Consider the following 26,080-nt stretch of genomic DNA (forward strand, 5'->3'; position numbering starts at 1 on the left):
CCCCCCACTCACCTTATTGAATAGGATTTGCCCCTTTCAAAATCTGCTCTGCATTTTCCTTACTCAGATCGTAATCGTAGTATTTTTTATAAAATTGTTGGGTTCTTGCCACCAGATCAATATCTTCAAATAAGGTAGGGTGCAATAACTTCGCTACCCATAAAATTTGCAAGGCCTCTTCAGCACTGTAACGATCCCAAGGGAATGTGCCGGTTGGATTTACAAAAACGTGATTATTTTTCACCGCACTTACGCTCGCCCACAAGGGATCTTGTTTAATTTGCTCCACCGCTTTATCTGCGTTTTGACTGCCCACAATCACCACATCAGGATTGGCTTTTAGCACATCTTCTACACTCACTTCCACCAAATTAGCTTGATCTTCAAAGGCATTACGGCCACCACCGAGTTTGACCCATTCGCCAATAATCGAACGACCGCCGTCAATTTTATATAAATTTGAGCCGTTGGAAATGTGGATCACCGTAGGGCGTTTTTCCTGTGGCACATCTTTTAAACGCTCACTCACTAACGCAATATTCGCCTCTAATTCTTTGATGTAATCTTCCGCAATAGTTGGAGCCTTATCACCCAACACATCAGCGGTAATACGTACGGTGTTTTTTAGGCCATCAAAATTCTGAAAACCAATTAACAACGCCTTTAAACCGGCCTTTTCTACTTCTTCTTGAGCGGGTTTATTGGACACCAACACCACATCAGGTTTTGCCGCAATAAGTTCTTCTAATTGCGTGCTGTTTTGGCTGTTAATGGCAGGGACGTTTTTAATATTGGGATAGACCAAATTAAACCATGGATTTGATTTAATAATGTTCGTCGTGCCGACTAATTTATCCGCACCGCCAAGCAACAACACCACTTGATTGTTGGCATGCCATAAATCCACGACACGCTCCACTTGATCGGGGATTTCTACGCTTTTCCCTTTGACGTCCGTAATGGTTTTCGCCAAAGCAAAGTTCGCCGTTAAGCTAAGGGAAAGTGCGATGGCAAGTAGCCATTTTTTTAATTTCATGTTTATTCCTTTTAGATTGATTTAATTGCACAAATTTTTCGATTGAGTTCCGCCACATCCACCATTCGCAAATCCGTTTGGTAAAGTGCAGTGAGATTTTTTTCCGTAATAATATCAAGGGTTTTACCCACTTGTAGCTTGCCTTGAGCAGTTAAAATGGCCACTAAGCTGTCGGGTAGTTTGCTTTGTAATAACATAGGATGATCGGGGTTGTGGGTGGTCATAATAATTGAAAATCCCTGTTCGGCTAATTCTCGAATTAAGGTTAAGGTTTTAAACACATTGCCATAATCCAGTGCCGAAGTCGGTTCATCAAATAAAATCAACTGCGGTTGTTGTACCAGAATTTTGGCGATATTAACTAACTGTTTCTGACCGCCACTCAACTGCATATAGATTTTGTCGCTTAAATGCGAAATCCCTAATTTTGCTAAGGCGTCATCCACCAAAGTAAAATCTTGTTCGCTCGGTTGATCGAATAAACTCAAATGCACCGCTCGCCCGAGAACCACATAATCACGCACGGTATATTGATAAGTTTCGGGTGGCTGCTGCGAGACATAGGCAATGTGTTTAGCAATTTCCTTGTGGCTTAATTCGGCAAGATTATGATTATTCAATAAAATTTCACCGCACTTGGGTTGCAACAGTCCGGCAATACAGTTCAATAAAGTGGATTTTCCTGTGCCGTTCGCCCCAAGAATAGTGAGTAATTCCCCTTGCTTTACCTGCAAATTGATATTTTCTAACAAGCTCGCCTGTTTGGCATGATGAAAGGATAAGTTTTTAATTTTTAACATTTTTACACCGCACTTATTTCACCATTCGCTGTTTCACCAGCACCCACGCAAAGAAAGGGGCCCCGATAAAGCCGGTTAAAATCCCCAGTGGAATTTCTTCCGTATAAAGATTTCTCGCCAAGGTATCGATCAATAACAGGAAGATTGCCCCAATTAAGGCGGCTAACGGCAAGGTTTTAATATTATCATCCCCAATTAACAACCGTGCTAAATGGGGAATAACCAAGCCAATCCAACCAATCGTACCACTTAAACACACGGCTGAAGCGGTGAGCAAGGTGGAACATAAAATCATTAAGTTACGTTCCATTTTAATGTTCACGCCAATCAGTTTAGCTTGTTGCTCGCCCAAAGAAAGCAAATTAATTCGCCAACGGAGCAATAATAACACCAAGGCAGTGATGATCATCACTGGCGAAAAGGCGGTGAGATTTTTGAAATTGGATTTGGTTAAGCTCCCCATTGACCAATAGACAATATCCGCTAACTGGGTTTCAGGGTCAGCTAAATATTTGATTAACCCTAGGCTTGCCCCCATAAAACCGCCGACGATAATGCCTGATAGCACTAAAATAATCATGCTATCTCGCCGCATTAACAGTGGGACAAGCATGGTGAGCGACACCGCAACAACACCACCGATAAAAGCCAAAATTTGAATAGAAAACGATCCTAAGCCGAATAAAATGGCGACAGATGCCCCAATACAAGCTCCCTCTGATACGCCTAAAATATCCGGCGATACCAACGGATTTTTAAACACGCCTTGATAGGTCACCCCCGCAATGGCCAGTCCTGCACCGACTAAAAGTGCGGTTAAAATTCGCGGTAATCTTAGGATTAAGATCACGTTATTTTCCACTGCATTGGGGTTATTGCCAAGCAAAGTATTCATCACATTTTCTAGTGGAATGTGCATTCGCCCCAGAGAAAGGGAAATTAATACGCCGAGCAACATCAGGCAAAGTAAGAAAAAAAGCGAGAAACGGTATTTCATTTAGTGAATGTCATTAGGTTACATAATAAAAACAGTTTAACCGATTTAGTCATAAGAATAAACAAACTTTATATATTGATTTACATAAAGAAAAATTGGCGTAAAATACGCTATTTACTCTATTATATAACCTAACTAATAAGGATACCTTATGTCTAAATTAGCACTATCAGCTATCAGCCTAGCATTGTTTTCCGCTTACGCAACAGCAGAAACACAACAACTTGATGTAATTTCTGTTGTCGCCCAAGATCCAGTTCATTCGGCCACAGCATCACAAGCACAGCAATCCCTCGGCAAAACCACGGTTTCATCACAGGCTATTGAAAAGCAACCTGCAGTGAATGATGTTGCTGATATTCTTCGTCACCAACCTGGTGTGACCTATAATTCAGGCAGTGCCACTGGGCAATATGGCAATAAACGCCAAATTGATTTGCGTGGTATGGGCACAGAAAACACCCTGATTTTGATTGATGGCAAACCGGCGACTTCTCGTCAATCGGCTCGTTATGGACGAAATAATGGACGTAATACACTTGGCGACAGCAAATGGGTGCCGATTGAAGAAATTGACTCCGTTGAAGTAATTCGTGGTACCGAAGCGGCTCGCTATGGCAATGGTGCCATGGGCGGTGTGGTAAATATTAAAACTAAACCTGTGACGGATAAATTAAAAGGCAGTGTCACTTATAGTTTAAATGTGCCTGAAAATAGTAAATTTGGTACGAGTAATCGTGCTACATTTAATTTGAGCGGCCCAATTGTGCAAGATGTATTAGGTTTCCGTTTGTATGGCAGTTGGAATAAAACCAAACAAGATGCAATGGATGCTAATCCGCCGATTGTGACTGTTGGACGTAATGGTTCGCCATCCACCACCTATTATGCTGCTCGTGAAGGGGTTCGGAATAAAGATATTGCAGGGCGTTTAAGCTGGAAAATCACGCCTGATCAAGTCTTAACCTTGGATGCCAGTTACAGCCGTCAAGGGAATTTATATGCAGGTGGCGATACCGAATCGTCTAGTATTGATGCAACAACCTTAGATATGCAAGGTGCAGAAACCAATCGTGTCTATCGCCAAGTTTATGCACTAACTCACGAAGGAAAATGGTCTTGGGGCGAAAACAAAACCTATTTCCAATTTGATAAAACGGTGAACAGTCGTTATCCAGTTTATCTTGGTTTCGGTACAGAGGGAACGTGGGAAAATCAAAATTTTGTTGATAGCAAACTGTATAACTACCGTTTCAACAATGAAATGATTGTACCATTCGAATGGCATGGCGTTCATAAACTCACTATCGGTGTTGATGCAAATCACAGCAAATTAAATGACCCAGATTCCACCAGCTATGATTTTGTCAATGATAGCATTGCCTCTATAGGTTCATTAGGTACAATTCCTTGGCTTGCTCAAGGTAACCGTGACGGCAACAGCAGTGCGAGTGAATACGGCATTTTTATTGAAGATGTAATTGACTTTAAACAAGGAACCGTCGTCACACCAATGTTGCGTTTTGACTATCATACGGTATCAAAATCAAATTGGAGTCCAAGTTTAAATATTAGCCATGATGTGAATCCATATTTAACCTTGAAAGGTGGTTTAGCTCGTGCTTATAAAGCCCCCAATTTATATCAATCTAACCCAAATTATGTGTTAACCAACCGTCAAAATAACTGCCCTGTCAATGGTCGAGCGTTAGCCGATGTAGGGTCTTGTTATACCGTGGGGAATAAAGATCTAAAACCTGAAACCAGTTTTAATAAAGAAATTGGGTTTGAATTACATAATCAAGATGGCTATAAACTCGGTTTAACCTATTATCACAATGCGTACCACAATAAAATTGAAGCCGATACCAACGTGTTAGCCACCGTTTATAATCCAGGTTGGAAAGCTGCACGAGTGAGTGAAACAGCGGGTACTACGGTTTATAAATGGGATAACATTCCTCGTGCCACAGTGGAAGGCTTGGAAGGTTATTTAAATTTACCGTTAGTAACGGATAAACTAGATTTATCAACCAATTTCACTTACATCCGTAAGAGTCTCAATAAAACCACAGGCAATCCATTGAGCTTAATGCCAAAATATACGATTAGCTCAACGTTAACCTATCAAGCGACAGATAATCTTGATTTAGCCACGACTTACACTCGCTACGGCAAACAATTATCTCGTCCAAATGGCGTGCGTTATATGGACTTTAATACTAACACAGGCGATGACAAAACCGTGCAAGAACGTTTGGGTAGCTATGGTGTTTGGGGAGCGAGCGTGGGTTATAAATGGCATGATTTCAGTGTGCGTGCTGGGGTGAGCAATATTCTTAACAAACGAATTAATGTCACAAGTAGTGCGGCGAGTAAGTCGAATGAGATTGGGCGGGCGTATTATACGACGTTGAAATATTCGTTTTAATTAAATCGGGTTTCGCCACGTTTCCTTACTTTTCTTTGCTTGTGCAAAGAAAAGTAACAAAAGAAACACACCCCGATTTTGCCTTGTTTCCTGAAAACGATTTAATTTGCTTAACGTAAAATGGCTGAACTCGCTACGCTCAGACAAACGCCATTTTCCTACAAATTAAATCATTTTCAGGCGGCAAAGACGGGGACCCCGTTTGGTTACAATAGCGTGCGGTGAAAAATCAGAAAGTTTTGATTTTTTTACCGCACTTTTTTACTGTTCATTTTCCCCGTTTTCCGCTATTCTATTAGGCATTTTCCAAATTAACAGAAACCGCTAAAACGGCGGTGATTTTTTCAGAAATTTTAAGGTAAAACTATGCAAGAACAATATCGTCCCGATTTAATTGAAAGCGAAGTGCAGAAATATTGGGAAACTCACAAAACCTTTAAAGCCATTAAAGACGAAAGCAAGCCGAAATATTATTGTTTATCCATGTTCCCCTACCCCTCAGGTCGCCTGCATATGGGGCATGTGCGGAATTATACCATTGGTGATGTGGTTTCTCGTTATCAACGCATGAACGGCAAAAATGTGTTGCAACCTATGGGGTGGGATGCGTTCGGGTTGCCTGCGGAAGGGGCTGCGGTGAAAAATAAAACCGCTCCAGCCAAATGGACCTATGAAAATATTGCCTATATGAAAAATCAGCTCAAAAATTTGGGCTTTGGGTTTGATTGGGATCGGGAAGTGACTACTTGCCGTCCTGAATATTACAAATGGGAACAATGGTTCTTTACTGAGTTGTATAAAAAAGGCTTGGTGTATAAAAAAACCTCTACCGTGAACTGGTGTCCAAATGATGAAACCGTGTTGGCGAATGAGCAAGTTCATGAGGGCTGTTGTTGGCGTTGTGATACCCCTGTGGAACAAAAAGAAATTCCACAATGGTTTATTAAAATCACCGATTATGCCGAGCAGCTTTTAGGCGGATTAGAAACCTTGCCACAATGGCCTGATATGGTGAAAACCATGCAACGCAACTGGATCGGGCGTTCGGAAGGGGTGGAAATTACCTTTAAAATCGAAAATTCGGATGAAACCGTGGCAGTGTATACCACTCGCCCTGATACGTTCTATGGCGTGTCTTATATGGCGGTTGCCGCTGGACATCCGTTGGCGGAGCGTGCCTCACAAGGCAATCCTGAGTTGGCAGCGTTTATTCAGGAATGTAAAAATGCCAAAGTAGCGGAAGCCGAGCTGGCTACCATGGAGAAAAAAGGCATGGCAACGGGTTTAAATGCCATTCACCCGATTACGGGTAAGCCTGTGCCAATTTGGGTGGCGAACTTTGTGTTAATGCACTACGGCACAGGGGCGGTAATGGCAGTGCCTGCTCACGATCAGCGTGACTTTGAATTTGCCACTAAATATGGTTTGCCAATTCAGCAAGTGATTGAGCCAGCTAACGGCGAAGACATTGATTTAAGCAAAGTTGCGTTTACCGAACACGGTAAATTAGTCAATTCTGATGAATTTAATGGTTTAGCGTTTGATGCAGCATTCAACGGCATCGCGGATAAATTAGAAAAATTAGGCGTAGGCAAACGTCAAGTAAATTACCGTTTGCGTGACTGGGGCGTTTCTCGTCAGCGTTATTGGGGGGCGCCGATTCCAATGTTAACTTTGGAAAATGGTGATGTGGTGCCTGCTCCATTACAAGATTTACCGATTGTGTTGCCAGAAAATGTGGTGATGGACGGGGTGAAAAGCCCGATTAAAGCGGATCCAAACTGGGCGAAAACTAGCTTTAACGGACAACCTGCATTGAAAGAAACCGATACATTCGACACCTTTATGGAGTCTTCTTGGTATTATGCTCGCTACACCAGTCCACAAAGTCATTCCGCCATGTTGGATTCAGACGAGGCCAATTATTGGTTGCCTGTGGATCAATATATCGGCGGGATTGAACACGCCACCATGCACTTGTTGTATTTCCGTTTCTTCCATAAATTATTGCGTGATGCAGGCTTGGTGAGTTCCGATGAGCCTGCACAAAAATTGCTCTGTCAAGGCATGGTGTTAGCCGATGCGTTCTATTATATCAGCCCAACTAATGAGCGAATTTGGGTCAGTCCAACCAAAGTCACCCTTGAGCGTGATGAAAAAGGGCGGATTGTGAAAGCCATTGATGACGAGGGTCACGAGTTAGTGCATAGCGGTATGACCAAAATGTCAAAATCCAAAAATAACGGGATTGATCCGCAAGAAATGGTGGACAAATACGGGGCGGACACCGTGCGTTTATTTATGATGTTTGCATCACCGGCAGAAATGACGTTAGAATGGCAAGAGTCAGGTGTAGAGGGAGCAAACCGTTTCTTACGCCGTTTGTGGAATTTGGTGTTTGAATACAACAAAAACCCCGCCAAAACTGCGGTGGAAATTACCGCACTTTCTGGCTCACAAAAAGCCTTACGCCGTGACGTACACAAAACCATAGCCAAAGTCAGTGATGATATTGGTCGCCGTCAAACCTTTAACACGGCGATTGCGGCGGTCATGGAGTTGATGAACAAGCTCACCAAAGCACCGTTAGACAACGAACAAGATCGTGCGGTGATGGCGGAGGCCTTAAATGCCGTGGTGCGTATGCTGTACCCAATCACGCCACATATTTGTTTCCAACTTTGGCAAGATCTAGGCAACGAAAACGCCATTGATTTTGCCCCTTGGGTGGTCGCTGATGAAACGGCTATGGTGGAAGATGAAAAATTGGTGGTGGTGCAAGTGAACGGTAAAGTACGAGCAAAAATCACTGTGCCTGCGGATATGGCAGAAGATGACATCAAAGCCGTAGCGTTACAAGATGAAAATGTGCAAAAATTCTTGCATGGCTTGAATGTGGTGAAAACCATTTATGTGCCGGGTAAATTGTTTAGTTTTGTGGCGAAGTAATTCAGACTTGTAGGGGCGGATCCATATATCTGCCCTATAACCCATGAGAAATTAAAATGAAATTGACAAAATTATCTGTTGTCGCCTTGTGTTCTTCTTTATTAATCGCTTGTACAAATGATGCAGAACAGCTGAAATGGCGACCTTACAAAGATATTGATGGCACAATACAAGAAGTGTCTTTTGTCACGCTAACAGAACAACAAATTAATAAATCCAAGACATCTCAGCCCGTTGAACGTCATTTTGCCAACCTTGCGGTGCCTTTTGGAAAAAGTAAAACCTTCAAACGCTTAGGTGAAATCTTCCCACTCGGCCACTTCAAGGGCGACTATTCCATGGCAACCATTTTTTTATTGGATAACAAATCGCTCAATATTTACAAAACAGAAGATGTACAAACCCTTGCTAAAGCCCATGCTTTTGAGTTTTACGAATTTGGTGGCATGCGCTTAAGCCATGCTAAATTCAGAGCTAAAACTGAAATTTGTAAAGATTTCAAAGGGAAAAATGGTGTGGATTTAGTGATGACAACCAACTATTACCCTGAAAATAGTTTTACCGATTTTTACACTGCGCTGCTTGAGGTAAAATTACAAACTCAGCAAGCACCACAAGAAATCGGTTATAATGCCAGTTTTACTGGCAATGATGCCAACTTTCAAGCGCTGATGAAACAAGATGAGCAAAAACGAGGCAAAAATTTAGCCGTGGCGAATATCCAAGAAAAAGCCAGTATTTTATTTAATATTATTTGTAAATAGGAATAAATCAATGTTCAAACCAATTAAAACCGCCTTTTTCATGCTAAGTATCACATTACTTACCGCATGCGGATTTCATTTTCAAAATGGTGAATTAATTCCGCAAGAATTACGCACTTTAAAATTTGAAAGCAGTGATCCTTACAGCGATATGTCCATAGCCATGCGTAAGCAATTACAAGCCAACAATATCAGTATTGTAGAACAACAAGGCGTCCCTATTTTGCGGATTACCAAAGTTAGCACAGATGATGAAGTGGCCTCCGTATTTAAACAAGGCCGTGAGGCAGAAAAAATGCTGATGTTACAAGTAGATGCGAGCGTACAATTACCTAACAAAGACGCCTATCCAATTTCAGCCAAAGTCAGTCGGACGTTCTTTGATAACTCTCGCGCAGCGTTAGCCAAATCCTCTGAACGTGAGATCATCTGGGCAGATATGCGTGAACAAGTCGCACGCCAATTAATTTCCAAAATGGTGGCGTTGCAAACGCAGGTTCAAACCAAGTAAACATGCCTATGAATCGGATTTTTCCTGAACAACTTCCCCACTCGCTAAACACTCGTTTGGCGAGTATTTATTATTTGGTCGGGCAAGATCCTCTATTACTCGGTGAAAGTCAAGATGCGATCTTTCGCAAGGCATCCGAACAAGGTTTTGATGAAAAACAATCCATTCAAATTGAGGCAAATACCGACTGGCAAACCCTATTTGAAAGCTGTCAAGCCATGGGGTTATTCTTTCAACGGCAAGTGATCAATGTGCAGTTACCAGAAACCCTCACCGCTGCCTTACAAGCCAAATTAAGCGAATTAGTCAGCTTATTACATCAGGATTTGTTGTTTGTTTTTCAACTGCCCAAACTTGCGAAAACCGCCGAGAAACAAGACTGGATCAAAAAATCCCTTGAATTTGAACCGCACTTAACCGTGGTTAATTGCCAGACACCAAGTATTGAGCAATTACCCCGTTGGGTCAGCCAACGAGTGAAACAAATGCAATGCCATGCAGAACAAGATGCCATTCAATTACTTTGTTACAGCCATGAAAATAATCTCATTGCATTAAAACAAACCTTAGAATTACTCGCATTGTTGTACAGTGACCGCAAATTAACCTTAGCTCGTGTGCAAAAGGTGGTGGAACAATCTTCAGTATTCACCCCTTTTCAATGGATTGATGCCTTATTAGAGGGGAAATTATCTCGTGCTAGACGGATCCTAAAAGGCTTACAAGGCGAGGACATCCAGCCGATTATTTTATTACGTACCTTACAACGAGAACTTATGATCTTGCTTGAGTTATCCAAACCTCAACAACGGCTTGAGCATTTGGATCTCCCCCTTCCTACCGCACAATTACGTGAGGGATTTGATCGCTTAAAAGTCTGGCAAAATCGACGTTCCTTGTATACAGCCACCTTTCAACGTTTCACCTATCGAAAATTATATGGGATTATCCAACAATTAGCCGATCTTGAACGTGCAACCAAATTAGATTTTAGTGCTGATGTATGGTCACAACTCCATGAGATTTCCGCTGCATTTTGTCAATGATTTGTTCACATACATACAAAAAGCTCAATTTAATCAAATTGAGCTTTTTATTCTGTTCCTGATCAATGGGTTTCGTAAGCAGCTAAAGTATTGAACATCAACATAGCCACCGTCATTGGCCCCACACCACCTGGGACGGGTGTTAAAAATCCCGCATTTTGCACCGCACTTGGTGCCACATCACCGGTTAATTTACCGTCTGCACCACGGTTAATTCCGACATCAATCACAATGGCACCCGATTTAATCCATTCGCCAGGAATAAACGCCGGTTTTCCAACGGCGACGACTAAAATATCTGCTTGACGGACATGCTGTTCCAGATCTTTAGTAAAACGGTGGGTCACCGTCACTGTACAGCCGGCAAGCAATAATTCCAATGCCATTGGACGCCCCACAATATTAGAGGCACCTACGATCACGGCATGTTGTCCGTATAAATCAACGCCGGTGGTTTCTAACAATTTCATCACACCATAAGGCGTACAAGCTCTTAAGGTTGGAATACGTTGACATAACCGCCCCACGTTGTAAGGATGAAAACCGTCCACATCTTTGGTCGGGGAAATACGTTCAATGACCTTAGTGCTGTCGATATGTTTCGGCAATGGGAGCTGTACCAAAATACCATCAATGCTATCATCTTGATTTAATTCATCAATTAATGCTAGTAATGCGGTTTCGCTAGTGTTTTCAGGTAAATCATAAGATTTAGATGCGATCCCTAACTCTGCACAACTTTTGCGTTTACTGCCTACATATACTTGCGAAGCGGGATCGGCACCCACGAGAATCACCGCCAATCCGGGGGAACGTTTGCCCTGTGCCACATGATAAGCGATTTTATCCGCCACCTCTGCTTTTACTTGTTTGGCCAACTCGGTGCCAGAAATGAATTTTGCCGTCATAATCTTACCTTAATGATAAATGATGAGTAATCAAGAAAACGATTGCTATTTTGTCAGAAAATCATTCAAAAGGCGAATAGATTTGTATTTCGCAATAAATTTAATCAATTAAACCAAAAAAGTAAAAAAATGATTGACGGAAATTTACAGCCTTTTATAATAAGCATCACTTTGTCGGCGAGTAGCGCAGCTTGGTAGCGCAACTGGTTTGGGACCAGTGGGTCGTAGGTTCAAATCCTATCTCGCCGACCACTTCATTTTTACCACTTAATATCCTCTGCAATGCGCCCTTAGCTCAGCTGGATAGAGCAACGCCCTTCTAAGGCGTGGGTCAAAGGTTCGAATCCTTTAGGGCGTGCCATTTACTGGTCATATCAGATGATATTCACTTTATTCCCATGCTTAAAATAGCTATACTAGACTAATCTCTGTCATAAAGGATTTATATGTCACCGATACTGGGTTTTCACCACATTGCTATCATTGTTTCTGATTATACGAAATCAAAGCATTTCTACGTCAATATACTGGGATGCCGTATATTAGCAGAAACTTATCGTGCAGAACGACAGAGTTATAAACTCGATCTTGCTTTTCCTGACGGCAGTCAAATAGAATTATTTTCTTTTCCTACACCGCCTCCACGCCCCTCTACGCCTGAATCCTGTGGTTTACGCCACTTAGCCTTTAAAGTTGCTGACGTGCAAAGTGCGGTGGATTATTTAGCTGATTTTGATATTGCTTGTGAACCGATTCGAATTGACGAAATCACGCAAAAACGTTTTACTTTTTTTAAAGATCCTGATAACTTACCACTAGAATTTTATGAAACCCTGTCTTCATAGTTTTCGAAACCAGAAAAAGGGAAATATTATTGATGAAATACAATATCTTAACCGTGATGGCATTATTGAGTGGGGTCAGTTTTTACGCACTGGCTGACTCAACGATCTCCATCCATATTTCAGAAGATAATACGGTCATTACTGAGTCTGATTCCAATAATGAACCGACCTATGTCACCAAAGGTAGCTTACAGAAATTTGACTTAAAAGATCAAAGTGATGTCAACGAATTAGCCAAAAGTGTGGAATTTGAAGTCTTTGTGATCAACGAAAATAGCCAAATTCATACGGTATTTGAGCATGGTGGTGGCATCTGTTACGGCTATCTGAATAATGGTGTAGAAGTCACCGACTCTGCTACTTATTATGTCAAAGATAAATCTAAAGAAGAATATTATGCTAATATTTCAGGGGGAGTGGTAAATCATGAGGGTGTGCCGAAAAAGGTGCAATATGCCTCAGTGTTTAACATCAATGATCCCCGTATGTCAAAATATTTGAAAGAACAGGATACACTGCGGGGGCAAAATATAGCGAAGAAAAATTTGCAAGATCGCACCTCTGTGTTATCTAACGTGGTATGTCCACCTAAAAAGGACAATAAGAAAGGAAAATAAATTATGAACAAAATCATTTTTATCATGGCGAGTATGACACTCACTGCTTGCAGTTCTCACCCACCAATGGGCCAACCGCAAGCGCCGTTAGACATGAAAACTGTCGAATCCTACAATCAAAAAGTATATAGCGGAAACACGGTACCCGCTAATCAGAAAGTCCAACAAGCACCAGTGAATATGCCATTAAACGCCAGTGACAGTCAACCCAAAAATACCACGACTCGCCGTAGTACGTTTCCTGTGGTGTTAATGCCATCGGTTGGTTACCATTATGGCCGTTATCACTGGTAAAACGCTTTTCTAGCCATATAAAAAGGCAGATGCCCAATGGGAATCCGCCTTTTTTTGTTGCTGATATCAAAATAGAAATAAAATTACCGTTTAGCCAAGCCTTGTTTATGTAAAAACGGTAAAATCTCTGGACGAATTGGTTTTGCCAACGTATTTCTCACCTGCTCCGTCCAATTCAATGCTTTACTGCTCCGCTGTACGTAATAAGCTCGCACTTGCTCGTCATATTCCGCTAGATCCCGTTGACTAGCCGCTTGATAGTGATTTTCTGACAAAATGACATGCGTTGGCAAGCGTGGTCGTTGTAATGGGGTTTGATCAGGATAGCCCAAACATAATCCGACCAAGGGCACCACGCCCGTCGGTAAACCTAAAATATCCGCAACCTGTGCAATACCATTCCTCAAACTGCCAATATACACGCCACCCAAGCCGACACTTTCCGCACAAAGTAATACATTTTGAGCCATAATGCCCACATCTACTGCACCAATTAACAACATTTCCATCCAATCAGTCTGTGCCTCAGGGACAAGCTGCTGGTGACGGTAGGTATCAATACAGAACACCAAGAACTCAGGGCTTTCTTGCACATACATTTGCCCTGTTTCACTGCCTCCGCCACAAATGGTGCGAATTTGTTGGCGTTTAATCGAATCGGTCACTCGAATAATACTCACCGACTGCAAAAAACTTGATGAACTGGCCATTTGTCCAGCCTCAATTAATTGCTCAAATACTTCCGTTGGAATCGCTTGATCGGTAAAACGCCTAATCGAACGGTGATGAAGTGCTGTTGCTAATGCGGATTGACTTTGCATGATCTCTCTCCCTAATATATAAACTAGCTAATACGATACCACATTATTCTTCACTCTCCTCTGCACAGTCATCTTCTTCACAATCTTCCTCTTCAACTTCAGAAGATGATTGTGCTGATTTCAGCTCGGATTGCGATTTATCGTCTTTTTTATCTTTAGTCACTATTTTATAAATAATATAGGCGCCAACTGCTTTTGTTACGATCCCAGCGTTCGCCATATTACTCACTAACATCGTTAATAATAAAAAAGTAAAAATACGTGAAATCGACTTTATCATGTTTTCCTAATAACGTTTAGTAAACGGTTTTTTCGGTTTGGCCCGACTGGTCGGTGAACTATTACGTTTAATCCGTACCGGTCGAGGTAAATCCTGAATTAACGAGGTAGGATCGTATTGGCTCACGGGAATACTGTGGCCAATGTATTCTTCAATGGCTGGCAGATTCATAGCATATTGTTCACAAGCAAAACTAATCGATACACCACTCTCGCCAGCACGTCCAGTACGGCCAATACGATGCACATAATCTTCACAATCATCAGGCAGATCATAATTAAACACATGGGTCACATCGGCAATATGCAAGCCACGAGCAGCAACATCTGTGGCAACTAAAACATCCAAGTCGCCATCCGTAAATTGTTTTAACAAGGATAACCGTTTTTTCTGCGCCACATCCCCAGTCAATAAGGCGACACGATGGCCGTCAGCCGTCAAATAGCCCCAAATATCTTCACATTTATGTTTAGTATTCGCAAATACAATACAACGATCTGGCCATTCTTCTTCTAACAAAGTCAACAATAACGCCATTTTGTCCTGATTGGACGGATAAAATAATTCCTCTTTAATGCGGTGACCGGTTTTCTGTAAAGGTTCAATTTCCACATATTCTGGATCATTCATATCTTCAAAAGCCAATTCTCGTACTTTGTATGACAACGTTGCTGAAAATAACATGGTCAACCGTTGTGATGCACTCGGGCATTTACGCAATAAGTAACGAATATCCTTAATAAATCCCAAGTCAAACATGCGATCCGCCTCATCTAACACCACCACTTGAATCGCCTCCAAGTTAATAATGCCTTGTTTGACATAATCAATCACACGCCCCGTCGTGCCAATTAAAATATCCACGCCTTGCTCAATGGCTTTTAATTGCTTATCGTAACCGTCACCGCCATAGGCAAGTGCGGTCTTTAATCCCGTTGTTTCGACTAATAATTCTGCATCATGATCGATTTGCACCGCCAACTCACGCGTTGGCGCTAGAATTAATGCTCGTGGCTGATTTTTCGTTGAGTTCTGCGGTTTTTCTAACAAATGATGAAAAGTCGCAGTTAAAAACGCCATGGTTTTGCCCGTGCCCGTTTGCGCTTGGCCAGCCACATCTTTGCCCTGCAAAGTAATGGGTAAAGATAAGGCTTGAATGGGGGTACAATAATCAAAACCTTTGCTTTGTAATGCTTGCAATACTTGGGAATTTAACGGTAAATCAGCAAAGCGTTGCTGAGATAAATGGTTTGTTGTCATAATGGCTTTCGTTCTAGTAAAAATTTTTGCTAGCATAGCACGATATGCAAAAATCCCCAAAAAAACACCGCATTTTCTTGATTTTTTTCCTTGAAAACTAGACAATGCCAAAAATTAGTGTTACCTTAGCGACACCTAATGACAACAATGTCAACTCATAACAATCCATTTATTCAAATCTACAAATTAAACATTATGCATTTAACAGAACTTAAGAATACGCCAGTGTCAACGTTAGTTGAGCTAGGTGAAGGTCAAATGGGCTTAGAAAATTTAGCCCGTTTACGTAAACAAGACATCGTCTTTGCCATCCTCAAACAACATGCCAAAAGTGGCGAAGATATTTTCGGCGGTGGTATTTTAGAAATTCTACCTGATGGTTTCGGTTTCCTCCGTTCTGCCGACAGTTCCTACCTCGCTGGCCCTGATGATATCTATGTTTCCCCGAGTCAAATTCGTCGTTTCAATCTACAAACTGGTGACAAAGTTGAGGGCAAAATTCGCCCACCTAAAGAGGGAGAACGTTATTTTGCACTTCTCAAAGTCGATCAAGTCAATGATGACAAACCCGAAGTTTCTCGCAGTAAAATCCTCTTTGAAAACCTAACGCCATTACACGCTAACTCTCGTTTACGTATGGAACGAGGAAATGGCTCTACCGAAGACTTAACCGCTCGTATTCTTGATTTAGCCTCACCTATTGGGAAAGGCCAACGTGGTTTAATTGTGGCGCCGCCAAAAGCGGGGAAAACCGTATTATTACAAAATATCGCCCAAAGTATTACTCACAACTACCCAGAATGTGAGCTAATTGTATTGCTGATTGATGAGCGTCCTGAAGAAGTGACCGAAATGCAACGCACCGTACGAGGTGAAGTGATTGCCTCCACCTTTGACGAACCTGCTACCCGTCACGTACAAGTGGCAGAAATGGTAATCGAAAAAGCGAAACGTTCAGTGGAACATAAAAAAGACGTGGTGATTTTATTAGACAGTATCACTCGTTTAGCCCGAGCTTACAACACCGTCACACCGGCCTCTGGTAAAATCCTCTCTGGTGGTGTCGATGCCAACGCTTTACACCGCCCGAAACGTTTCTTCGGGGCAGCCCGTAATGTCGAAGAAGGCGGTAGCTTAACTATTATTGCGACGGCCTTAGTGGATACGGGTTCAAAAATGGACGAAGTGATTTTCGAAGAATTTAAAGGAACGGGGAATATGGAACTTCACCTTTCTCGCAAAATCGCCGAAAGACGTGTATTCCCAGCTATTGACTTCAACCGTTCTGGTACTCGTAAAGAAGACTTACTCACCACGCCAGATGAACTCCAAAAAATGTGGATCTTGCGTAAAATTCTTAATCCTATGGGTGAAGTGGACGCCATGGAGTTCTTAATTGATAAACTCATGGTCGCCAAAACCAACGAAGAATTTTTTGAGATTATGAAACGCTCGTAATTCCGATCCTTAGGAATGAATCTCACTCCCTCCGAAAATGGAGGGAGCAATCTCCTTGTCACGCCACATCAATATCAGTATTACATTGAAAAACTTTTCGATTTCCCACCGCACTTTTTTCTAACAAAACGCAAACGTTTGCTGTATAATGCGTGCCTATTTTTTCGTTAAGGAACCATTATGAATAACAACCTACTTTATACCGTAGAAGATAAACCGCCTTTTGGGTTAAGTTTATTATTAGCGGCACAACATTTACTCGCTGCGCTCGGCGGTATTATTGCCGTACCATTAGTGATTGGTAACGTATTAAAATTACCTACTCCCGACACCATTATTTTAGTCAACGCTGCCTTGTTAGTATCGGGGATCGTGACGATCATTCAATGCCGTGGGTTGGGGCCGATTGGGATTCGATTACCTAGCGTAATGGGAACCAGCTTTACATTCGTGTCAGCCGCCCTTGCCGTAGGCTTTAGTGAACATGGGGTGGCAGGTATTCTTGGATCGTCCTTAGTCGGTGCTTTAGTGATGATTATCGGCAGTTTCTTTATGCCGAGTATTCGTAAATTATTCCCACCGGTGGTCACTGGCACGGTCGTCATGATGATCGGATTAAGTTTGATTTCTGTGGCGGTGGACTGGTTTGCGGGTGGTCAGCGTTCTGATGCCAATTATGCAGCCCCTGAAAATCTGATGATGGCGACGTTTGTACTCGTTATTGTAGTGGCGTTAGTGCAATGGGGAACCGGCATTTTCTCTGCGGCTGCGATTGTGATCGGCATGATGACCGGTTATATCCTTTGCCTTGCCCTCGGATGGATTGATTTCACTGGCGTAAAAGAGGCACAAGCCTTTGCCTTGCCACAACCTTTACATTTTGGCTTATCTTTCCCGATTACCGGCATTATCGGTATGGCGATTGCTTATTTAGTCACTATCGTAGAAAGTAGCGGTAATTTCCTTGCTTTAGGCAATGCGACCCAAACGGAAATCACGGGCAAACATTTACGTGGTGGTATTTTGTGTGATGGGTTAGGTTCTGCTTTAGCAGCCGTGATGTCGACCACGCCATTTTCTTCTTTCTCACAAAATATCGGTGTAATCACCTTGACAGGCGTAGCAAGTCGTTATGTTGTTGCACTGACGGGCGGTTTATTGGTATTAGCGGGCTTATTCCCTGTGTTTGGGGCGTTAATCGTTTCTATTCCATTGCCTGTTTTAGGTGGGGCGGGCTTAATGATGTTCGCCATGATTATTGCGGCCGGTATTCAAATGTTGGACAACATTGAACGTAGCAAACGCAACGGTTTAATTATTGCGATTTCTATCGGTTGCGGATTAGCGGTCACCACACGTCCAGAATTATTGGATAAACTGCCAACGTTCTTCAAAGAAATTTTTGGTTCAGGCATTACCGTCGGCTCCTTGCTTGCCTTGATCTTAAATTTAATCTTACCAGAAGATAAACCGACTAAAGCGAAAGCTAATGCACAATAAGCGATAAAAAATGCCCCATCTTCCTGAATGTGAAGTATGGGGCAAATTTTTAAGGATTATTTGAGTAATTTTTCCACTAAATCAATCACTTCTTTTACATGTTCCACCGATAATTTGCCCTCTGCCACAAATTGGACTTTACCGGTTTTATCTAACACAATCACCGCACTGTCTTTTTCACGTAATTGCCACGCATTTTTCACCGCACTTTGTTGATCCAAAATCACCTGACTGTGGGCATTTTCCTTTTTACCTTTTTCTGCGCTGTTTTTAACAAAAATCCCCGTACCGATCACGGCGTCATCCGCATTAATAATGCTGGTGGTTTGATATTTGTTACGGTCAAATCCCGCTTGTTTAATGGCTTGAATTAATGCCTCATTTTTTTCTTTGGCTGCGGTTCTGCCGGCAAAATGCTGTACCACTCGAACTTTGCCGACTAATTGGGCAGAATGCCAACCTTGATATTGAATTTTGTCACCATTGAGATTTATCTCACCGTCTTTTTGTACGCTAACTGCCGGTAATGGGCTGTTTACTTGAATATTATGCGCCAATAACACATTCGAAAATAACGCTGTGGATAATGCAATAATCAGTTGTTTTGTTTTCATACTCACCTCTTAATTAAATGTTGCGCTCTATTCTACTGAAAAGTGAGTATAAAAGAAATCCGAGCATAAAAGAAATTCGCACAAGGACGAATTTTGGATAAATCGCCGATTCTCTGCTATACTGGCGCCCAATTTTATACGTAAGGAAAAGAAAATGGATCAAATGCCGACTTGCCCCAAATGTCAGGGTGACTATGTTTATCACGATAGCGTGAATTTTGTTTGCCCTGACTGTGCTTATGAATGGTCAGGTGAAGAAATAAGCGAAGAAAACCAACAAAAAGTGTGGAAAGACAGCAATGGTAATCTATTACAAGATGGCGATGACGTTATTTTAATTAAAGATCTTAAAGTAAAGGGGTCATCTATTGTGTTGAAAAAAGGCACCAAAGCGAAGAATATTCGCTTAGTCGACAGCGATCATGATGTGGATTGTAAAATTGAGGGCCAACCTTTTTCATTAAAATCGGCGTTTCTGAAAAAGGCTTAACCCTTGTCTCAAGCATAAAGTGCGGTGCAAAATTCAATCAAATTATTGAATAAAATCACCGCACTTTTTATGCGCCTTATTCGGCAGAATCGCCAATTAAGATACTGTCTAATGCAATCTCAATCATCTCATTAAAGGTGAATTGACGTTCTTCTGAACTGGTTTGTTCGCCTGTCCGAATATGATCGGAAACCGTACAGATACATAAGGCCTTCGCCCCATATTCTGCCGCCACAGCATAAATCCCTGCAGCCTCCATTTCAACCCCCAGAATACCGTATTTTTCCATCACATCAAACATTTCCACATCCGGTGTATAGAAAAGATCGGCAGAGAATAAATTCCCAACTCGAACCTTAACGCCTTTGTTTTTCGCCGCTTGTACGGCAGCTTGTGTCATCTCAAAATCCGCAATGGCGGCAAAATCGTTATCTTTAAAACGAATACGATTGACCTTGCTATCGGTGCAAGCGCCGAGGCCAATCACCACATCACGGACTTTCACATCCTGACGGACGGCACCGCAAGAACCAACACGAATAATTTTTTTCACGCCATATTCGGTAATCAGTTCTTTACTGTAAATCGAGCAAGAGGGAATCCCCATGCCATGTCCCATCACGGAAATTCGGCGGCCCTTGTAAGTCCCCGTATAACCAAGCATATTACGAACATTGGTTACTTCTTGAACGTTTTCTAAAAATGTTTCTGCAATGTATTTAGCACGAAGTGGATCACCCGGCATTAATACGGCATCTGCAAATGCGCCTGCTGGTGCGTTAATATGTGGAGTCATAATGTTTTCCTCTCTGTTTAATCAATTAAAGGATCGATTTACCGTAATCCATCGGCGATAAATCAAAATATTGTGCTACGGTTTGTGCGATATCCGCAAAGGTTTCTCGTTGACCAAGAAAGGCTTTGGGTATGCTTGAACCATACAGTAACACGGGAATATGTTCACGGGTATGAATGGACTCTTGCCATGTTGGATCACAACCATGATCGGTGGTCAGAATTAATAGATCCTCGTTGTTGACTAATTCCAATAATTCCGGCAAACGGCGATCAAAATATTCTAAGCCTATGGCATAATCTGTGACATCTCGGTGATAACCCACGGTGGCATCAAAATTCACAAAATTGGCAAAAACGAGGGTGTTTTCCCCCGCACTTCGGATTTCTTGCAAGGTTTTATCAAACAATTCTTCTAGCCCCGTCGCTTTGACTTTTTTGCTAATCCCCGTATGTGCATAAATATCCGCTACATTGCCCACGGCAACCACAATCCCTTGTTTTTCTTCAATGAGTTTTTGTAACAGGGTTTTGGCCGGTGGCTCTACGGTGAAATCTCGACGATTCGTAGTGCGTTGGAATTCTCCTGTTTTTTCCCCCACAAAAGGACGTGCAATCACTCGCCCAATATTGTCGAGAGCTAATTCTTCTCGCACAATCTGGCAAAGTTCATACAGTTTCTCTAAGCCATAATGTTGTTCATGGCAAGCAATTTGAAACACGGATTCTTCCGAGGTATAAAAAATCGGATAACCCGTTTTGATATGCTCCTCGCCAAAGGTATCTAAAATTGTCGCACTGGTGCCGTGGCAATTTCCTAAATACCCTGCCAAGCCCGCTTTTTGTACAATGCGCTCAAGCAAATCCTCAGGAAAACTCTGTTCTGCTTGCGGAAAAACATTCCACTTCAAAAAGACGGGGACTCCCGCTATTTCCCAATGCCCTGAAATCGTATCTTTACTGGATGAAATTTGCTGTGCAAAGGCATAACCACCGATTAATTCGGGTGCGGCTTGAAAGCCGTCAGGTAACACGTCACAAGATTTTTCGGCGGCAAGCCCCAAGCCGAGGGTTTCCAAATGAGGTAATTTCAAGCGCCCTTGACGAATGGATAAATCCGTACTGTTTGCTTGATTGGCCGCACAATATTGTGCAATATGCCCCAATGTATTGGCCCCTTGATCGCCAAATTTATCCGCATCCCTTGCACTGCCAATGCCGAGCGAATCAAGCATGATGATGAATACACGTTTCATCCTTTTCTTTCCTTATTTCCGTTCACGCAAACGTTTAACAGGGTTAAAAATAACAACACCACAGACAATGCTGTGGTGTACTCCTTAAATCGGTCATTCATTATACCGTGGTTTAGGCTAAAGCAACACCGCTTAAACCGATAAATAAGCCCGCAATAGTCGCACTCATTAAGTTTGATAATGTTCCTGCAACCAGCGCTTTCAAGCCTAAACGAGCAATATCACCACGGCGATTTGGCGCCATGGCACCTAAGCCACCGATCAAAATCGCAATCGAACCAAAGTTCGCAAAACCACACAAGGCAAAGGTGATGATCGCTTTCGTTTTGTCCGCTAATTGCACCGCACTTTCTGGGCTTAAATATTTGGCAAAATCTGAATAACCGACAAATTCGTTAATCGCTAATTTTGTACCAATCATTTGGCCTGCGACACCTGCATCTTCCCAAGGTACCCCGATCAACCAAGCTAATGGTTTGAAAATCCAAGCAAAAATCACGCCAAGAGATAATTCATCATAGCCAAACCAGCCACCGACACCGCCTAAAATACCATTAATCAAGGCAATTAAAGCGATAAAGGCCACTAACATTGCACCCACATTTAACGCTAGTTGTAAACCAGAAGAGGCGCCACCTGCTGCGGCGTCTAAAATATTAGAGGGTTTTTCTAATTCAACATGTTCAATACTGTCATCAAATTTTTCGGTTTGTGGATATAACATTTTAGCGAACAATAAACCCGCCGGTGCAGCCATAAAGGAGGCAGCAATCAGATAAGGTAATGGCACGCCCATGCTTGAATAACCGGCTAACATAGAGCCTGAAATTGACGCCAAACCACCACACATAATGGCAAAAAGTTCAGAGTTGGTCATTTTGCTGATGTAAGGTCTCACCAGTAAGGGGGCCTCGGTTTGTCCAACAAAAATATTCCCCGCCGCAGACATGGACTCCGCTTTAGAAGTGCCTAATAATTTTTGCAAGCCACCGCCGATAATTTTAATCACCCATTGCATGACACCGATATAATACAGCACGGAAATTAATGCGGAGAAGAAAATAATACTTGGGAGAACACGCACGGCAAAAATAAAGCCATCACCGCCCATTACTTCAAAAATTTTATTACTGGCTAAACCACCAAAAACAAATTCAATCCCCTGAAAGCCATAACCAATCACTTTTTGCACGCCATTGGATAACCAGAGCAAGGCATCTCGTCCCGCAGGCACATAAAGAATCAGTGCGCCAAAAATGATTTGAATAAGTAACGCCCCGAACACGGTTCTGAAATTAATGGCTTTACGATTGTTTGAACATAAGAATGCGATACCCAATAATACCACAATCCCTAAGATACTAATTAATGACCCCATGATGTATTTCTCCTGAAAGTAAAAATTGCCCCATTCTAACCGCTTTTATATTTTTCTGCTATAAGTTATGCGTTTAATTTTGTTTTTTTCTCATCATTTTTTGATTATGATAGACTTAATTGCTTTGGAACGATTGAATGAAACTAAAACCCGCCACGTTACCCGACACGATTTGGACCGCCAAACATATTTGGTCACTGGAAACCAAGTCTTTGTTTGTGCTATTGCCAACCCTCATCATTATGGGGATCGGTGAGGGCTTGATTTTGCTTTCCGATCTCGGTTCGGCTCCGTGGACAGTACTCTCGCAAGGCATTGCGTTGCAAGGCCATTTTAGTGTCGGTTGGGCGTCTTTTCTGATCAGCGGAATCGTCATGCTGCTCTGGATCCCGCTAAAAATGCGACTGGGTATTGGCACCCTGTTAAATGTCATTGTGATCGCCATATTACTCGGTCTCACCGTTGCCTATCTCCCTTTCCCAACAGATTTAATCTGGCAAATTGGCTACTTTTTAATGGGCATGTTACTACTTGGCGTTGGCACCGCCTTTTATCTCACTTGCCATCTTGGGGCAGGCCCTCGTGATGGTTTAATGGTGGGAATATGCCAAAAATTTCATTGGCGCATTGCGGTGGTCAGAACCATCATTGAAGTGACTGCCTGCGCCTTAGGATATTGGCTCGGTGGTACGGTCGGTATCGGCACATTAGTCTATGCGCTTGCGGTAGGTTGGATTATTCAAGGCACACTGAGCTTAATCCGACATCAGTAACTTGCAACAAAGTGCGGTGGAAAATCTTCACTTTTTTACACCGCAGTTTCACCTTGATTTTAAGCCACCTCCCCCCATTCTCTTTCTCCCCCTATTTTCTTTCTCCCCACTTGAAATACGCAAAACCAACCTTACTTTATCAACACAATCAAAAAATGTGATATTGTCCTGCTATTTTAAAATGTCAAAAAAATTTTAAAACAGCCCTTGAAAAAGGAAAAGCCAACCACATTTTAAGTAACAAGCAAGCGAGCTTATTCTGAATATAAACCAGAAAAGCATTGCGAAATAAACAGATTTAACTAGAAGGAAAACAAATTATGGGAAAAATTATCGGTATTGACTTAGGGACAACCAACTCTTGTGTGGCTGTCATGGATGGCGACAAACCACGTGTGATTGAAAACGCCGAGGGCGATCGCACCACCCCGTCAATCATTGCCTATACAAATGACAACGAAACTTTAGTCGGTCAACCAGCGAAACGTCAAGCGGTGACCAATCCGAAAAATACGTTATTTGCCATCAAACGTTTAATTGGTCGCCGTTTTGAGGACCAAGAAGTACAACGTGATGTGAACATTATGCCATTCAGCATTGTAAAAGCCGACAACGGTGATGCGTGGGTGGATGTGAAAGGCGACAAATTAGCGCCACCACAAATTTCAGCCGAAGTGTTGAAAAAAATGAAAAAAACCGCCGAAGATTTCTTGGGCGAAACCGTCACCGAGGCCGTCATCACAGTACCGGCTTACTTTAACGACGCCCAACGTCAAGCCACCAAAGACGCAGGTCGTATCGCAGGGTTAGATGTAAAACGTATCATCAACGAACCAACTGCAGCGGCATTGGCTTACGGTTTAGATAAAGGCAAAGGCAACCAAACCATTGCGGTTTACGACTTGGGGGGCGGTACATTCGACTTGTCCATCATTGAAATTGATGAAGTGGGCGGCGAGAAAACCTTTGAAGTATTAGCCACCAACGGCGACACCCACTTAGGGGGTGAGGACTTTGATAACCGTGTGATTAACTACTTGGTTGACGAGTTCAAAAAAGAACAAGGTGTCGATTTACGCAACGATCCATTAGCAATGCAACGGCTAAAAGAAGCAGGCGAAAAAGCGAAAATCGAACTTTCTTCTGCACAACAAACAGATGTGAACTTGCCTTATATCACCGCAGATGCCACAGGTCCTAAACACTTGAATATTAAATTGACCCGTGCCAAATTAGAGGCTTTAGTGGAAGATTTAGTGGCTCGCTCTATTGAACCTGTCAAAGTGGCATTAAATGACGCAGGCTTGAGCATTTCACAAATTGATGATGTGATTTTGGTCGGCGGTCAAACTCGTATGCCATTGGTACAACAAAAAGTTGCCGAGTTCTTTGGTAAAGAACCACGTAAAGACGTGAACCCAGATGAAGCGGTGGCAGTGGGTGCAGCGGTACAAGGTGGCGTGTTGTCTGGTAACGTGACTGATGTGTTATTGTTAGACGTGACCCCGTTATCATTGGGTATCGAAACCATGGGCGGTGTAATGACCAGCTTAATTGAGAAAAACACCACGATTCCAACCAAAAAATCGCAAGTGTTCTCCACCGCAGAAGATAACCAAAGTGCGGTAACCATCCACGTGTTACAAGGTGAACGTAAACAAGCGTCAGCCAATAAATCTTTGGGTCAATTCAACCTTGAAGGCATTAACCCAGCACCACGCGGTATGCCACAAATTGAAGTGACGTTTGATATTGACGCAGACGGTATTATCCACGTGTCAGCGAAAGATAAAGGCACAGGTAAAGAGCAACAAATCACGATCAAAGCCTCCTCTGGTTTAAGTGATGAAGAAATTCAACAAATGGTACGTGATGCGGAAGCCAACGCTGAAGCCGACCGTAAATTTGAAGAATTAGTGCAAGCTCGCAACCAAGCAGACGCCATTGTTCACTCTACTCGCAAACAATTAAGCGAAGTGGGCGACAAACTTTCTGCGGACGACAAAGCGCCGATTGAAAAAGCGTTAAGCGAATTGGAAACCGCTGCAAAAGGCGAAGATAAGGCAGAAATTGATGCGAAATTGCAAGCGTTAATTCAGGTCTCTGAAAAATTAATGCAAGCCGCTCAACCACAACCAGACGCTCAACAAGCTCAAAACGGCAAACCACAAGATGATGTGGTGGATGCAGAGTTTGAAGAAGTGAAAGATAATAAATAATTATCTTGATAACCGATTAAGGGCGTAGTGATACGCCC

Annotated in this window: 24 protein-coding genes and 2 tRNA genes; 15 read left to right on the forward strand and 11 right to left on the reverse strand. The window is 42.5% G+C overall.

All coding sequences use genetic code 11. The features are described from left to right. Nucleotides 1–13: 13 nt before the first annotated feature. From ACTG7Q_RS04265 to ACTG7Q_RS04275, 3 genes are read right to left on the reverse strand one after another with little or no spacing between them, the layout of a single operon-like run. Nucleotides 14–1,036 carry an ABC transporter substrate-binding protein gene (locus ACTG7Q_RS04265; RefSeq protein ID WP_439241231.1) on the reverse strand — a complete coding sequence of 341 codons (1,023 nt, stop codon included), beginning with the start codon at nt 1,034–1,036 and terminating at the stop codon, nt 14–16. 11 nt (nt 1,037–1,047) lie between these two features. After that, entirely contained in the window at nt 1,048–1,836 is a 789-nt protein-coding gene (locus ACTG7Q_RS04270) for an ABC transporter ATP-binding protein (protein WP_439241233.1), read from the reverse strand. A gap of 13 nt (nt 1,837–1,849) precedes the next feature. Continuing rightward, nucleotides 1,850–2,833 (reverse strand): FecCD family ABC transporter permease, encoded by a 984-nt coding sequence (locus ACTG7Q_RS04275; RefSeq protein ID WP_439241235.1) that lies wholly within the window; start codon nt 2,831–2,833, stop codon nt 1,850–1,852. A 151-nt stretch (nt 2,834–2,984) separates the two neighbouring features. Here ACTG7Q_RS04275 and ACTG7Q_RS04280 point away from each other — a divergent pair, with 151 nt between their 5' ends. From ACTG7Q_RS04280 to holA, 5 genes are all read left to right on the forward strand, one after another. After that, complete coding sequence (locus ACTG7Q_RS04280; protein WP_439241237.1) at nt 2,985–5,264, forward strand: FepA family TonB-dependent siderophore receptor; 2,280 nt, start codon at nt 2,985–2,987, stop codon at nt 5,262–5,264. Between the two features lie 366 nt (nt 5,265–5,630). After that, a complete protein-coding gene (gene leuS, locus ACTG7Q_RS04285; protein WP_439241239.1) occupies nt 5,631–8,213 on the forward strand; it encodes a leucine--tRNA ligase in 2,583 nt (860 codons plus the stop codon). Between the two features lie 56 nt (nt 8,214–8,269). Then, a complete protein-coding gene (locus tag ACTG7Q_RS04290) occupies nt 8,270–8,977 on the forward strand; it encodes a hypothetical protein (RefSeq protein ID WP_439241241.1) in 708 nt (235 codons plus the stop codon). A gap of 10 nt (nt 8,978–8,987) precedes the next feature. Continuing rightward, nucleotides 8,988–9,488: an LPS-assembly lipoprotein LptE gene (locus ACTG7Q_RS04295; protein WP_439241243.1), complete on the forward strand. Its 501-nt coding sequence runs from the start codon at nt 8,988–8,990 to the stop codon at nt 9,486–9,488. An 8-nt stretch (nt 9,489–9,496) separates the two neighbouring features. Next, on the forward strand, nt 9,497–10,534 hold the full coding sequence (gene holA / locus ACTG7Q_RS04300; protein WP_439241245.1) for a DNA polymerase III subunit delta: 1,038 nt from the start codon (nt 9,497–9,499) through the stop codon (nt 10,532–10,534). A 62-nt stretch (nt 10,535–10,596) separates the two neighbouring features. On the opposite strand, the gene folD is transcribed toward holA, so the two are convergent. Then, nucleotides 10,597–11,442 carry a bifunctional methylenetetrahydrofolate dehydrogenase/methenyltetrahydrofolate cyclohydrolase FolD gene (folD, locus tag ACTG7Q_RS04305; RefSeq protein ID WP_439241247.1) on the reverse strand — a complete coding sequence of 282 codons (846 nt, stop codon included), beginning with the start codon at nt 11,440–11,442 and terminating at the stop codon, nt 10,597–10,599. 175 nt (nt 11,443–11,617) lie between these two features. Here folD and ACTG7Q_RS04310 point away from each other — a divergent pair. The 5 genes from ACTG7Q_RS04310 (at nt 11,618) to ACTG7Q_RS04330 (ending at nt 13,198) form a co-directional block, all read left to right on the forward strand. Continuing rightward, nucleotides 11,618–11,694, forward strand: a tRNA-Pro gene (locus ACTG7Q_RS04310). Between the two features lie 32 nt (nt 11,695–11,726). After that, nucleotides 11,727–11,803, forward strand: a tRNA-Arg gene (locus tag ACTG7Q_RS04315). An 85-nt stretch (nt 11,804–11,888) separates the two neighbouring features. Further along, a complete protein-coding gene (gene gloA2, locus ACTG7Q_RS04320) occupies nt 11,889–12,287 on the forward strand; it encodes an SMU1112c/YaeR family gloxylase I-like metalloprotein (RefSeq protein WP_439241249.1) in 399 nt (132 codons plus the stop codon). A 32-nt stretch (nt 12,288–12,319) separates the two neighbouring features. After that, the gene (locus ACTG7Q_RS04325; RefSeq protein ID WP_439241251.1) at nt 12,320–12,904 is read left to right on the forward strand and encodes a hypothetical protein; all 585 of its coding nucleotides are present in this window, start codon (nt 12,320–12,322) and stop codon (nt 12,902–12,904) included. A gap of 3 nt (nt 12,905–12,907) precedes the next feature. Next, nucleotides 12,908–13,198: a hypothetical protein gene (locus ACTG7Q_RS04330; RefSeq protein ID WP_439241253.1), complete on the forward strand. Its 291-nt coding sequence runs from the start codon at nt 12,908–12,910 to the stop codon at nt 13,196–13,198. An 83-nt stretch (nt 13,199–13,281) separates the two neighbouring features. Here ACTG7Q_RS04330 and nfsA read toward each other — a convergent pair whose 3' ends face one another. The 3 genes from nfsA to rhlB are packed head-to-tail and all read right to left on the reverse strand — an operon-like array spanning nt 13,282 to nt 15,559. Beyond that, entirely contained in the window at nt 13,282–14,019 is a 738-nt protein-coding gene (gene nfsA, locus ACTG7Q_RS04335) for an oxygen-insensitive NADPH nitroreductase (protein ID WP_439241255.1), read from the reverse strand. 43 nt (nt 14,020–14,062) lie between these two features. After that, nucleotides 14,063–14,299 carry a hypothetical protein gene (locus ACTG7Q_RS04340; protein ID WP_439241257.1) on the reverse strand — a complete coding sequence of 79 codons (237 nt, stop codon included), beginning with the start codon at nt 14,297–14,299 and terminating at the stop codon, nt 14,063–14,065. 6 nt (nt 14,300–14,305) lie between these two features. Then, on the reverse strand, nt 14,306–15,559 hold the full coding sequence (rhlB, locus tag ACTG7Q_RS04345; protein WP_439241259.1) for an ATP-dependent RNA helicase RhlB: 1,254 nt from the start codon (nt 15,557–15,559) through the stop codon (nt 14,306–14,308). Between the two features lie 195 nt (nt 15,560–15,754). On the opposite strand from rhlB, the gene rho reads away from it, so the two are divergent. Both rho and ACTG7Q_RS04355 read left to right on the forward strand, forming a co-directional pair. After that, nucleotides 15,755–17,017, forward strand: a complete 1,263-nt coding sequence (gene rho / locus ACTG7Q_RS04350; RefSeq protein WP_386687441.1) for a transcription termination factor Rho — start codon at nt 15,755–15,757, stop codon at nt 17,015–17,017. Nucleotides 17,018–17,197: 180 nt separating this feature from the next. Continuing rightward, the gene (locus ACTG7Q_RS04355; RefSeq protein WP_439241261.1) at nt 17,198–18,517 is read left to right on the forward strand and encodes a nucleobase:cation symporter-2 family protein; all 1,320 of its coding nucleotides are present in this window, start codon (nt 17,198–17,200) and stop codon (nt 18,515–18,517) included. A gap of 56 nt (nt 18,518–18,573) precedes the next feature. Here ACTG7Q_RS04355 and ACTG7Q_RS04360 read toward each other — a convergent pair whose 3' ends face one another. Then, entirely contained in the window at nt 18,574–19,131 is a 558-nt protein-coding gene (locus ACTG7Q_RS04360) for a YtfJ family protein (RefSeq protein ID WP_439241263.1), read from the reverse strand. A 154-nt stretch (nt 19,132–19,285) separates the two neighbouring features. On the opposite strand from ACTG7Q_RS04360, the gene ACTG7Q_RS04365 reads away from it, so the two are divergent. Next, nucleotides 19,286–19,621, forward strand: coding sequence for a zinc ribbon domain-containing protein YjdM (locus ACTG7Q_RS04365; RefSeq protein ID WP_439241266.1), 336 nt, complete (start codon nt 19,286–19,288; stop codon nt 19,619–19,621). A gap of 76 nt (nt 19,622–19,697) precedes the next feature. On the opposite strand, the gene deoD is transcribed toward ACTG7Q_RS04365, so the two are convergent. The 3 genes from deoD to ACTG7Q_RS04380 form a co-directional block, all read right to left on the reverse strand. Continuing rightward, the gene (gene deoD / locus ACTG7Q_RS04370) at nt 19,698–20,417 is read right to left on the reverse strand and encodes a purine-nucleoside phosphorylase (RefSeq protein WP_439241268.1); all 720 of its coding nucleotides are present in this window, start codon (nt 20,415–20,417) and stop codon (nt 19,698–19,700) included. A gap of 25 nt (nt 20,418–20,442) precedes the next feature. Then, nucleotides 20,443–21,672 (reverse strand): phosphopentomutase, encoded by a 1,230-nt coding sequence (locus tag ACTG7Q_RS04375; protein ID WP_439241270.1) that lies wholly within the window; start codon nt 21,670–21,672, stop codon nt 20,443–20,445. A gap of 112 nt (nt 21,673–21,784) precedes the next feature. Continuing rightward, complete coding sequence (locus ACTG7Q_RS04380; protein WP_439241273.1) at nt 21,785–23,050, reverse strand: NupC/NupG family nucleoside CNT transporter; 1,266 nt, start codon at nt 23,048–23,050, stop codon at nt 21,785–21,787. A 137-nt stretch (nt 23,051–23,187) separates the two neighbouring features. On the opposite strand from ACTG7Q_RS04380, the gene ACTG7Q_RS04385 reads away from it, so the two are divergent. Both ACTG7Q_RS04385 and dnaK read left to right on the forward strand, forming a co-directional pair. After that, nucleotides 23,188–23,823, forward strand: coding sequence for a YczE/YyaS/YitT family protein (locus ACTG7Q_RS04385; RefSeq protein WP_439241275.1), 636 nt, complete (start codon nt 23,188–23,190; stop codon nt 23,821–23,823). Between the two features lie 320 nt (nt 23,824–24,143). After that, the gene (gene dnaK, locus ACTG7Q_RS04390) at nt 24,144–26,042 is read left to right on the forward strand and encodes a molecular chaperone DnaK (protein WP_439241278.1); all 1,899 of its coding nucleotides are present in this window, start codon (nt 24,144–24,146) and stop codon (nt 26,040–26,042) included. Nucleotides 26,043–26,080 lie beyond the last annotated feature (38 nt).

It is taken from the genome of Lonepinella sp. BR2474, assembly GCF_051851555.1.
Classification (GTDB): Bacteria; Pseudomonadota; Gammaproteobacteria; order Enterobacterales; family Pasteurellaceae; genus Lonepinella.

Coding starts and splice junctions, on each gene's coding strand:
- ACTG7Q_RS04295 (WP_439241243.1), top strand. CDS start 8,988: ATGTTCAAACCAATTAAAACCGCCTTTTTCATGCTAAGTATCACATTA.
- holA (WP_439241245.1), top strand. CDS start 9,497: ATGAATCGGATTTTTCCTGAACAACTTCCCCACTCGCTAAACACTCGT.
- ACTG7Q_RS04275 (WP_439241235.1), bottom strand. CDS start 2,833: ATGAAATACCGTTTCTCGCTTTTTTTCTTACTTTGCCTGATGTTGCTC.
- ACTG7Q_RS04280 (WP_439241237.1), top strand. CDS start 2,985: ATGTCTAAATTAGCACTATCAGCTATCAGCCTAGCATTGTTTTCCGCT.
- ACTG7Q_RS04380 (WP_439241273.1), bottom strand. CDS start 23,050: ATGGGGTCATTAATTAGTATCTTAGGGATTGTGGTATTATTGGGTATC.
- ACTG7Q_RS04365 (WP_439241266.1), top strand. CDS start 19,286: ATGGATCAAATGCCGACTTGCCCCAAATGTCAGGGTGACTATGTTTAT.
- nfsA (WP_439241255.1), bottom strand. CDS start 14,019: ATGCAAAGTCAATCCGCATTAGCAACAGCACTTCATCACCGTTCGATT.
- ACTG7Q_RS04375 (WP_439241270.1), bottom strand. CDS start 21,672: ATGAAACGTGTATTCATCATCATGCTTGATTCGCTCGGCATTGGCAGT.
- ACTG7Q_RS04355 (WP_439241261.1), top strand. CDS start 17,198: ATGAATAACAACCTACTTTATACCGTAGAAGATAAACCGCCTTTTGGG.
- dnaK (WP_439241278.1), top strand. CDS start 24,144: ATGGGAAAAATTATCGGTATTGACTTAGGGACAACCAACTCTTGTGTG.
- ACTG7Q_RS04325 (WP_439241251.1), top strand. CDS start 12,320: ATGAAATACAATATCTTAACCGTGATGGCATTATTGAGTGGGGTCAGT.
- ACTG7Q_RS04340 (WP_439241257.1), bottom strand. CDS start 14,299: ATGATAAAGTCGATTTCACGTATTTTTACTTTTTTATTATTAACGATG.
- rho (WP_386687441.1), top strand. CDS start 15,755: ATGCATTTAACAGAACTTAAGAATACGCCAGTGTCAACGTTAGTTGAG.
- ACTG7Q_RS04290 (WP_439241241.1), top strand. CDS start 8,270: ATGAAATTGACAAAATTATCTGTTGTCGCCTTGTGTTCTTCTTTATTA.
- leuS (WP_439241239.1), top strand. CDS start 5,631: ATGCAAGAACAATATCGTCCCGATTTAATTGAAAGCGAAGTGCAGAAA.
- ACTG7Q_RS04360 (WP_439241263.1), bottom strand. CDS start 19,131: ATGAAAACAAAACAACTGATTATTGCATTATCCACAGCGTTATTTTCG.
- rhlB (WP_439241259.1), bottom strand. CDS start 15,559: ATGACAACAAACCATTTATCTCAGCAACGCTTTGCTGATTTACCGTTA.
- folD (WP_439241247.1), bottom strand. CDS start 11,442: ATGACGGCAAAATTCATTTCTGGCACCGAGTTGGCCAAACAAGTAAAA.
- ACTG7Q_RS04330 (WP_439241253.1), top strand. CDS start 12,908: ATGAACAAAATCATTTTTATCATGGCGAGTATGACACTCACTGCTTGC.
- ACTG7Q_RS04385 (WP_439241275.1), top strand. CDS start 23,188: ATGAAACTAAAACCCGCCACGTTACCCGACACGATTTGGACCGCCAAA.
- ACTG7Q_RS04265 (WP_439241231.1), bottom strand. CDS start 1,036: ATGAAATTAAAAAAATGGCTACTTGCCATCGCACTTTCCCTTAGCTTA.
- gloA2 (WP_439241249.1), top strand. CDS start 11,889: ATGTCACCGATACTGGGTTTTCACCACATTGCTATCATTGTTTCTGAT.
- deoD (WP_439241268.1), bottom strand. CDS start 20,417: ATGACTCCACATATTAACGCACCAGCAGGCGCATTTGCAGATGCCGTA.
- ACTG7Q_RS04270 (WP_439241233.1), bottom strand. CDS start 1,836: ATGTTAAAAATTAAAAACTTATCCTTTCATCATGCCAAACAGGCGAGC.